The organism is Longimonas sp. (assembly GCF_040409695.1).
GTDB lineage: Bacteria > Bacteroidota > Rhodothermia > Rhodothermales > Salinibacteraceae > Longimonas.
Genome location: NZ_JARWGJ010000003.1, coordinates 1 through 3,646, shown reverse-complemented (window position 1 = coordinate 3,646; position 3,646 = coordinate 1). Strand labels below are relative to the sequence as shown.

The following is a 3,646-nucleotide window of genomic DNA, read 5'->3' as shown; positions in this document are numbered from 1 at the left end:
TCCATTGTGGGGCTGCCGCTTTTTTGTTTGCAGGGACGACGCGGAGGGGAACGGGCAGGATTTACAGGAGGGAGAGGGGCTATCACATCCAACAAAAGTGGAGTTGCCCCGGTCTGGTGGACATCGTATATTTCACCATCTACCACCAACCGAGGACGCCATGAGACACTCACGACCCACTTACACTGATGCTTTCCGGGAGCAGATCCTGGCCCTGTACCGAAGCGGGCGTACGCCCCGCGAACTTGCCGATGAGTTTCAACCGTCGGAATGGACCATCCGAAGCTGGATTCGCAAGGCCGAGGAGGCGAGCGCCCCTGCCGATATCTCCCCCGATCGTGAGGAGCTGCTTCGGCTTCGCAAAGAGAACCGCCGTTTAAAACTTGAACGCGAGATCTTAGCAAAGGCGGCGGCCTGGTTCGCTCAGGAGACGAAGACTGTGCCCCCGTCTTCCGATTTATAGATGCGCACCGGGCCACCTACCCCATTACGATTATGTGCAGCTTGCTGAATGTTTCTCGAAGCGGCTACTACGCCTGGCGACGGCGCCCTCCTTCGGCGCGGTCTCGGGCCGACGCTGGGCTGACCAAGCGGATCCGCGAGATCCATGCGGCGTCCTACGAGACGTACGGTGCACCTCGCATCCACGCAGCGCTTCGTGCAGATGGGACACGCACCAGCCGCAAGCGCGTCGCGCGCTTGATGCGAACTGCCGGCCTGCACGGCAGCAGCCGTCGCCGGTATCGCGGCGCGCCGAAGCCCCGTCCGCCCGTGGCGGCACCGGCGCCGGACCACGTCCAGCAGGATTTTACCGCTGAGGCGCCGGATCAAGTCTGGGTGGCAGATCTTACACAGATCCCCACACAGTCCGGACGGAGCCACCTCGCCGTCGTGCTCGACGTCTTCAGCCGACGCGTGGTTGGCTGGGCCGTGGCGTCACACTGCCGGACGAATCTGGTGGTCGATGCCCTCCGGCAAGCGGTCCAGTCGCGGCAGCCGGAAGGCGTGATCCATCACTCCGACCGGGGCAGCCAGTACACGTCGATTCTGTTCGGCCAGCGGTGCCGCGAAGTGGGCATCGTGCGGTCGATGGGCCGGGTGGCCACCTGCTATGACAACGCCATGTGCGAAAGCTTCTTCGCTACACTGAAGACCGAGTGGACGCACCGCCAGTCTTACCGGACTCCAGCGGAGGTCCAGCTCTCACTCTTTAGTTACATCGAAGGCTGGTACAACTACCGCCGCTTGCACTCGAAGATCGGATACGTGTCGCCCGTGGCCTACGAAGAGGCCCATGCCGCTGAAGAGACCCATGCCGCGACTTGTCGAGCGCTCCGATCCTCTCCAGCCCGAGCGGCTTGAGGATCATCACTGTCCACAAAAGTGGGGCAACTCCAGTACGATCTCTGCATACCACCATGGCAAGCTCCACACGACCTCCACCCCTTCATACCTCCACCCCTTCACACCCAAACCCCTCTCCACACCCAATTCAAAGAAACTACAACCCCGACCCGTGCTTTATGATACAGGATTAAGCAAAATACACGCACGTAACGCACACATCCCAAAGCTCAGTTTACACCCCGAATGGATACCTTTCGCGACCTGTGGCAGTACCTGCAAGCCTTTCGCAGGTACATCGGACGGCGCATGTACATTGTGTTTGTGCTTACCCTGATGGCGGCACTCGCTGAAGGGTTGGGCATTGCGCTGCTCCTCCCACTACTCAAAGCCACCGAAACCGGCGGTGCCGATGAACTTGACGGAGGACTACAAGAGTTCCTCTTCGACATGCTCCAGTTCATCGGAATTGGAGACTCTATCGTCGGTATTCTGATCTTTATTGCAGTCGTCTTTTTGGGCAAAGGGCTTCTCAAGTTTGCGCAAGGAGCCTATAATGGCTACTTGCAGTCACGGCTGATGCGCGAGCTAAAGTCACAGATGTTCGATGCATATTGCCGGATGGACTACCGCTACTACATCCAGCGCAACACCGGGCATTTCATCAATATCATCAACGGGCAGATCAACGGATTTTATTCTTCCTTTACGCAATTTGTTGGGTTTCTCTCCACGATCATTACAACAGCCACGTATTTTGCCGTCGCGTTTGCCATTGCCTGGCGATTTGCGCTAATGGCGGTTGGAATCGGGCTGGTTATTTTGTTTCTGTTCAAGTATCTGAATGTCTACGTCCGGTCGCTCTCGCGTAAGTCCTCGAAAGAGAAAAGCACGATGAACAAGCTGCTCGTGCAGGCGCTGCAGTCGTTCAAATATGTGGCGTCGACCGCGCAGCTCGATCATCTGCGCCAGGGCGTGGTGGATAGCATCTATCGATACACCGGATATCGTTTTCGGCAAAAGATTGCGGGGGCCTTTACAAGTGCTATTAAAGAACCCATCTCAGTCTTTTTTATGATCGGGGTGATTATCATCCAGATCACCGTGTTTAATGACCCGCTGGCGCCCATTTTTGTGGCACTCATTCTCTTTCACCGGGGAATGCAATCCACTATCTCGGTTCAGGGTGCCTGGCAAAACATGATGAACAGTATTGGTTCGCTAGAAATGGTTATGGATGAGTTCGATGAACTTGAAGACTGGCATGAAGTCGGCGGCGATACAGAGGTCGGTCCGCTCAGCAAGAGCATTGAGCTGCGCGAGGTGTCGTTTGCATATGACGAGGAGGATGGAAACGTCCTGCATGACCTTAATCTCACGATTCCTGTAAACACCACCATCGCGCTGGTTGGGGAATCGGGCGCAGGGAAGTCCACGCTGGTGGATCTGCTGACGCTGATGCTGCGTCCGCGCACTGGAGATGTGCTTATTGATGGTACGCCTGGATCGGAGATAGATTTGCCCTCATGGCGCTCACAGATCGGGTATGTGTCGCAAGAGACGGTGGTCTTTGACGATACCATCGCCAACAACATCTCGCTCTGGAAGGGCGATTACAGTGGTGATCCGGAGCATCGCGAGAAGGTGCAGCACGCGGCGAAGGAGGCCTACGCACATCACTTTATAAAGGACCTGCCCAATGGATACGAAACGGTGGTGGGTGATCGCGGCGTGCGGCTTTCGGGCGGACAGCGACAGCGGCTCTTTGTAGCACGCGAGCTCTTTAAGCGTCCGAACCTACTTATCCTTGACGAGGCCACAAGTGCGCTGGATACGGAGTCGGAGCGCTACATCCAGGACAGCATCGACGCCCTAAAAGGGGAAATGACGGTCGTCATCATCGCCCACCGTCTCTCGACCATTAAAAACGTCGACCACGTGTATGTGCTTGACGAGGGCCGCCTGCTTGAAGAGGGTCCCTACGACGAACTCCGCCAGCACGACGGCTCGCGCTTCAAAGAGATGGTGGACATGCAGCGGTTGTAGGCAGGCCCTCCAAACTCCCCTCCTACCGGCGCCAGCCGGAAAGGAGGGGTGCCCGCAGGGCGGGGTGGTCCGCTGCGCCAACCTGACGACCAGTTTGCAATCCCATGTGGTTCCGCAGTGATTATACAATCGACATCCCTTAAAGTAACGCGACGCAAAGGCCTGTAGCCCATATGCTGGCTCGCTTTACAGAAGTGGCTTCACAGCTGATGGGGATCCAACCCCCTCTGCCTATCGGCATCTCCCCCTTGACTAA

General features: G+C 57.1%; 2 protein-coding genes. Both read left to right on the top strand.

Features of this window, described 5'->3' with window-relative positions; all coding sequences use genetic code 11:
• Positions 1 to 160 precede the first annotated feature (160 nt).
• Positions 161 to 1,362 (top strand): IS3 family transposase gene (locus PPP56_RS00060; RefSeq protein ID WP_353561497.1). Its coding sequence is split into 2 segments (ribosomal slippage): positions 161 to 410 and positions 410 to 1,362, totalling 1,203 coding nucleotides; the frame shifts between segments, so codons are not numbered across the junction.
• 228 nt (positions 1,363 to 1,590) lie between these two features.
• On the top strand, positions 1,591 to 3,390 hold the full coding sequence (locus PPP56_RS00055) for an ABC transporter ATP-binding protein (protein ID WP_353561495.1): 1,800 nt from the start codon (positions 1,591 to 1,593) through the stop codon (positions 3,388 to 3,390).
• Positions 3,391 to 3,646 lie beyond the last annotated feature (256 nt).